Origin of the sequence: Rhodoblastus sp. (assembly GCF_041915505.1) — a bacterium.
Taxonomy (GTDB): Bacteria; Pseudomonadota; Alphaproteobacteria; order Rhizobiales; family Beijerinckiaceae; genus Rhodoblastus.
Window position 1 is genome coordinate 1 of record NZ_JAYSBG010000247.1, and the last position, 5,372, is coordinate 5,372.

The following is a 5,372-nucleotide window of genomic DNA, read 5'->3' on the forward strand; positions in this document are numbered from 1 at the left end:
CGCCGGCGCCTTCCTTGACTTCGCGGCGCCCCTACACCTATCTAGCAAACGATCCGTTCGGAAAATCGAACAAGCGGAACTCTTGACCGACCTTTCCTCCGACCCCCATCCCAGCCTGGCCGAGGCCGCACAGCCGCACAGCCAGGTCGCCGTGTTCGACGGGTCGCAGCCGCTCGCCATGACCGCCGGAGTGTCGCTCAGCCCGTTCACCATCGCCTATCAGACCTATGGCGCGCTGAACGCCGAGAAATCCAACGCGATCCTGCTCTGTCACGCCCTGACCGGCGACCAGCATGTCGCCAACGCCCATCCACTCACCGGCAAGCCGGGCTGGTGGTCGGCGCTGGTCGGGCCGGGCAAGCCCTTCGACACCGACAAATATTTCATCATCTGCACCAATGTGCTCGGCGGCTGCATGGGCACGACCGGACCGGCCTCGATCAATCCCGCGACCGGCCAGCCCTTCGGCCTCGACCTGCCGGTCATCACCATCGCCGATATGGTCCGCGCCCAGGCCATGCTGATCGACAGGCTCGGGATCGACAGCCTGTTCTGCGTCGCCGGCGGCTCGATGGGCGGCATGCAGGTGCTGCAATGGGCGGCGCTCTATCCCGAGCGCGTGTTCGCGGCCATGCCGATCGCCACCGCCGCGCGCCATTCCTCGCAGAACATCGCCTTTCACGAGGTCGGCCGGCAGGCGATCATGGCCGATCCGGACTGGCGCGGCGGGCGCTATATCGAAGAGGGCGTGCGTCCGTCCAAGGGCCTCGCCGTGGCGCGCATGGCCGCCCATGTCACCTATCTGTCCGACGAAGCCTTGCAGCGCAAATTCGGCCGCAAATTGCAGGATCGCGCCGAGCCGACCTTTTCCTTCGACGCCGATTTCCAGGTCGAGAACTATCTGCGCTATCAGGGCTCGACCTTCGTCGACCGGTTCGACGCCAATTCCTATCTCTATGTCACCCGCGCCTGCGACTATTTCGATCTGGCGCAGGATTACGGCGGCTCGCTCGCGCGCGCCTTTCTGGGCGCGAAAACACGGTTCTGCGTCGTCTCCTTCACCTCGGACTGGCTCTATACCACCGCCGAATCGCGCGCCATCGTCCATGCGCTGAACGCCGGCGGCGCGCCGGTTTCCTTCGTCGAGATCGAGACCGACAAGGGCCATGACGCCTTCCTGCTCGAAGAGCCCGATTTCATCGCCACGACGCGCGGCTTTCTGCGCGGCGCGGCGCGCGCGCGCGGCCTTTCTTTCAAAAGCGCGGGACGCGCCAGCCCATGACTCCGAATACCGCCGACATTCCGCAGACCGCTCTGACCCGTATCGACCTGCTGCTGGTCGCCGGCATGGTCGAGGATGGCGCGCGCGTGCTCGACGTCGGCTGCGGCGACGGCGAATTGCTGCGCCTGCTGGCGGAAACGCGCAATGTCGACGCGCGCGGCGTCGAAATCTCGCAGAAGGGCGTGAACGATTGCGTCGCCAAGGGCCTGTCGGTCATTCAGGGCGACGCCGATGTCGATCTCGCCGATTATCCCGACGACGGCTTCGATTACGTCATCCTGTCGCAGACGCTGCAGGCCACGCGCAATCCGCGCAAGGTGCTGGAGCAGATGATGCGCATCGGCAAGCGCGCCATCGTCTCCTTCCCCAATTTCGGCCACTGGCGCATCCGCTGGCAGCTCGGTCTCTACGGACGGATGCCGATCACCGAGAACCTCTCCTACCCCTGGTACGAGACGCCCAATATCCATTTCTGCACGATCCGCGATTTCGTCTCGCTGGTCGAACAGGTCGACGCGCGCATCCTCCGCGCCGTGGCGATGGACCGCAATGGCGCGCAAATTCGCGTCAATGCGCCGTGGTGGTTCTGGAACCTGTTCGGCGAGCAGGCGGTTTTCCTGCTGGAGCGCAATAAAGGTCGAAAAACCTGACGCCTCAAACTATTTGGCTTAGATTTTATACGCTCTCTGCCGATTTTACTTGAGCAATTTCCGAGAGACCCGCTTGAAAGTTTGGCCTTGACCATCCGGCTGTTCCTGGACTTCGTAGTCCTCGACATAACAAGCGGAACTTTGTGGATCTGTTACGTATTGCTGAACATGCGTCAGCGTCAATACAGACCCTTGCTCTGGATTTCCAGAGTAAACTTCATTTGCGCTTGAGCATGCACCGCCTGAATTGTGCAAAATAAGTTGCCTTTTAGAAATATTGATTTCGCTCAAATCGTCGATCGCATTCATGGGTTTTCGGCGGCTTTTTTCCTGGAGATATTTGTCATATGGCAATTCAATAATTTCGTATGCGTCCACGCCGCGTTGAGACGATTCCGCCTGCCGAAACACAAACTCCTTTTTCCCGTCAAAATCGACGTCTTGGATGTCGACAATAGCGGTTCCAAACTTCAGGCATTTTTCACGCGGGCCAGATTTGCTCACGCTCGTGCCGCAGTCCGCAATCTTGGCTCTGGTTTCCGATGACAACCGAATTTCCACGATTCCTTCTGCTCGGACCTTGTCGACGAGGGCTCCAACATCGAACTCATTGAAATCCGGAACGCCGCGACTCTTCCAGTAGTCCTTGGGCAGCAACGCCACTGCATTGATGGCAGCGCTGAATGTTTCGCCTGTTTCGGTATTTGAAAAAATGAAAATCGCTGCGCCACTGAGGCCTGAGTACGGCTTGACTTGATCGGGAAACCACAAGCCGGAAACCTTCAATTTCTCGATGATGTCGGGCGATTCAAACATAATTGCTCGATATGGAGCTCCTTGCGCAGGCTTCGCGGGTTCTGCACGCGCGGAAGCGAACAATGCGGCAGCGATCAAACCGAGACTGCCCGCACGTTTAAAAAATAAAAGCGCCATTACTAGGCCTCAAGTTGAAGTTCGCCATGCGCCTCAATCGTCCGCGTCGTTCAGCGGATGCAGGTCGCGCACCATCGCCTTCAGCCGCTCGTCCAGCACATGGGTGTAAATCTGCGTGGTGGCGATATCGGCGTGGCCGAGCAATTCCTGCACCACGCGCAGATCGGCGCCGTTTTGCAACAGATGGCTGGCGAAGGCGTGGCGCAGCACATGCGGGCTGACGCGCTCGGGCTTCACGCCGGCCGCTGCCGCCAGGAATTTCAGCTCGCGAGCAAAGACTTGGCGGGTGAGATGGCCGCTCTCGCCCTCAGACGGAAACAGCCATTTCTGCGCCCCCGCTTCGGGATGCAGCGCCAGCAATTGGAGGCGATAGGCGGCGATCGCCTCGCGCGCGGGCGTCGTCAGCGGCGCGAGCCGCTCGCGGCCGCCCTTGCCGCGAATGGTGAGGAAGCCGCCGCCCTTTTCAGGGGGCTTTTCCGCTAATTTCGTCGCTGCCAAAGGCAAGGCGACCAGTTCCGACACGCGCAGGCCCGACGCGTAGAGCACCTCGACCAGACAGGCGGCGCGCCGCGCCCGCAACCGGTCCTCGGCCGGACGCGCGGGATCGTCGAGCCCCTCGCGGCAGACGCGCAGCATCGCGTCGACCTCGTCGACCGACAGCACCTTGGGCAGACGCCGGCCCTGGCGCGGCCCTTCCAGCAGGACGGCCGGATCGTCGGGCCGCCGCTCCTCGGCGGCGAGGAAACGGTGGAATTGCCGGATCGCCGATAATTTCCGCGCCGCGGACGAGGGCTTCAGCCCGGCTTCGGCCAAGCGGCCAAGATAATCGCGAATGTCCTGCGTCGTCGCGTCCAGCGCATCGCGCCCCCGGCGCGCCAGGTCCAACACATAATCGCCGAGATCGCGGGCGTAGGCGTCGAGCGTGTTTTTGGCGGCGCCGCGCTCGGCGGCGAGCATGTCGAGGAAATCGGCGATCGCCGCGCGCGAGGCCGGAGCCGCCGTCCCGCTCATTTGTTGAGCGAAGCGGGCGGAATCGGCTGGCTCATTTCGCGCGGCTGCGGCTCGACAAAGGCGACCAGCGCCGCCATGCCAACGAAAGCCGCGCCAGCGAGCAGGCCGGCGACGAGGAGGAAGCGGAACAGACTGGGCATGGACGACCTTGGACGAACCCTCTGGCGTCTCGGGCGAAAGCGCCTAAAGCCAGATATAATTTGCGCGCGCGACGTGATAGTACATGCCGATCATGTGGGATCAAGCCATCGTTCAGCCGCCGGAGGCCCCTCCGCCTCCGCCCCGCGATTCGCGCGCGCAGGCGGTCGTCGACCGTCTGGCCGGACGGCCGTTGGTGCTGGTCGGCATGATGGGATCGGGCAAGACCGCGATCGGCAAGCGCCTCGCGCAGAGGCTCGGCCTGCCCTTCGTCGATTCCGACCATGAAATCGAAGCCGCCCATCGCATGACCATCGCCGAAATCTTCGCCTCCCATGGCGAGGCCTATTTCCGCGACGGCGAGCGGCGCGTGCTGGCGCGGCTGATCGGCGAGGGCGAGCGCGTCATCGCCACCGGCGGCGGCTCCTTCATCCAGCCGCAGACGCGCGGCCTGATCCGCAACCATGCTGTCTCGATCTGGCTCAAGGCCGATTTCGACGTGCTGATGCGGCGCGTCCGCAAACGCCCGACCCGCCCGCTGCTGCAGGGCCCGGACCCGGAAGGCGTGATGCGCGGACTGATCGACGCGCGCTATCCCATCTACGAAGAGGCCGATCTCGCCATTCTCTCGCGCGACGCCCCGCATGAGACCATCATCGAGGAAATCCTCGCCGCGCTCGAAAGCCATCTGGCTCAACAAGGACCTTTCGCTTCCGACATGAACGCCCCCGTTCCGCCTCCCGCCTCGACCTCCGTCCGCGTCGCCCTCGGCGCGCGCGCCTATGACATTCTGATCGGGCCCAATCTGATCGCCCATGCCGGCGAGCGGCTCGCCTTGCTCGCGCCGGGGGCCGGCGCCTTCATCGTCACAGACGCCAATGTCGCGCCGCGCTGGCTCGCGCCGCTGCAGGCCAGCCTCGACGCGGCCGGCATCCGCCACGGCCATATCGTGCTGCCGGCCGGCGAAACCACCAAGAATTACGCCCATTTCGAACAGCTCTGCGAAGCGGCGCTGGCGGCGAAAATGGAGCGCGGCGATTTCCTGGTCGCGCTCGGCGGCGGCGTCATCGGCGACCTCACCGGCTTTGTCGCGGCCAGCCTGCGGCGCGGCATGGGCTTCGTGCAGATCCCCACCACCTTGCTGTCGCAGGTCGATTCTTCGGTCGGCGGCAAGACCGGCATCAATTCCCGCCAGGGCAAGAATCTGATCGGCGCCTTTCACCAGCCCGCGCTGGTTCTGGCCGACACCGACAGCCTCGCCACTCTGCCGCCGCGCGAGTTTGCCGCCGGCTATGCGGAAGTCGCCAAATATGGCCTGATCGACCGGCCGGATTTCTTCGCCTGGCTGGAAAATCACT

The 5,372-nt window shown here is 63.5% G+C and carries 6 protein-coding genes; 3 read left to right on the forward strand and 3 right to left on the reverse strand.

Features of this window, described 5'->3' with window-relative positions:
* Nucleotides 1-82 precede the first annotated feature (82 nt).
* Both ACE3S9_RS14195 and metW read left to right on the forward strand, forming a co-directional pair.
* Entirely contained in the window at nt 83-1,282 is a 1,200-nt protein-coding gene (locus ACE3S9_RS14195) for a homoserine O-acetyltransferase (RefSeq protein ID WP_374547128.1), read from the forward strand.
* On the forward strand, nt 1,279-1,932 hold the full coding sequence (metW, locus tag ACE3S9_RS14200; protein WP_374547129.1) for a methionine biosynthesis protein MetW: 654 nt from the start codon (nt 1,279-1,281) through the stop codon (nt 1,930-1,932). The genes ACE3S9_RS14195 and metW overlap by 4 nt, the downstream gene beginning before the upstream one ends.
* Nucleotides 1,933-1,977: 45 nt before the next feature.
* Here the strand turns inward: metW and ACE3S9_RS14205 are convergent, their stop codons facing one another.
* The 3 genes from ACE3S9_RS14205 to ACE3S9_RS14215 are packed head-to-tail and all read right to left on the reverse strand — an operon-like array spanning nt 1,978 to nt 4,016.
* Nucleotides 1,978-2,865 carry a hypothetical protein gene (locus tag ACE3S9_RS14205; RefSeq protein ID WP_374547130.1) on the reverse strand — a complete coding sequence of 296 codons (888 nt, stop codon included), beginning with the start codon at nt 2,863-2,865 and terminating at the stop codon, nt 1,978-1,980.
* Between the two features lie 33 nt (nt 2,866-2,898).
* Nucleotides 2,899-3,876, reverse strand: a complete 978-nt coding sequence (locus tag ACE3S9_RS14210; RefSeq protein WP_374547131.1) for a site-specific tyrosine recombinase XerD — start codon at nt 3,874-3,876, stop codon at nt 2,899-2,901.
* Nucleotides 3,873-4,016 (reverse strand): histidine kinase, encoded by a 144-nt coding sequence (locus ACE3S9_RS14215; RefSeq protein ID WP_374547132.1) that lies wholly within the window; start codon nt 4,014-4,016, stop codon nt 3,873-3,875. The genes ACE3S9_RS14210 and ACE3S9_RS14215 overlap by 4 nt, the downstream gene beginning before the upstream one ends.
* Nucleotides 4,017-4,108: 92 nt before the next feature.
* Between ACE3S9_RS14215 and ACE3S9_RS14220 the strand changes: the two genes are divergently transcribed.
* The coding region (locus ACE3S9_RS14220) for a shikimate kinase (protein WP_374547133.1) at nt 4,109-5,372 on the forward strand (1,264 nt) is incomplete at its 3' end.

Bases quoted from the DNA above. Each gene is read 5' to 3' on its own strand.
- metW (WP_374547129.1), top strand. From the start codon at position 1,279: ATGACTCCGAATACCGCCGACATTCCGCAGACCGCTCTGACCCGTATC.
- ACE3S9_RS14205 (WP_374547130.1), bottom strand. From the start codon at position 2,865: ATGGCGCTTTTATTTTTTAAACGTGCGGGCAGTCTCGGTTTGATCGCT.
- ACE3S9_RS14215 (WP_374547132.1), bottom strand. From the start codon at position 4,016: ATGCCCAGTCTGTTCCGCTTCCTCCTCGTCGCCGGCCTGCTCGCTGGC.
- ACE3S9_RS14210 (WP_374547131.1), bottom strand. From the start codon at position 3,876: ATGAGCGGGACGGCGGCTCCGGCCTCGCGCGCGGCGATCGCCGATTTC.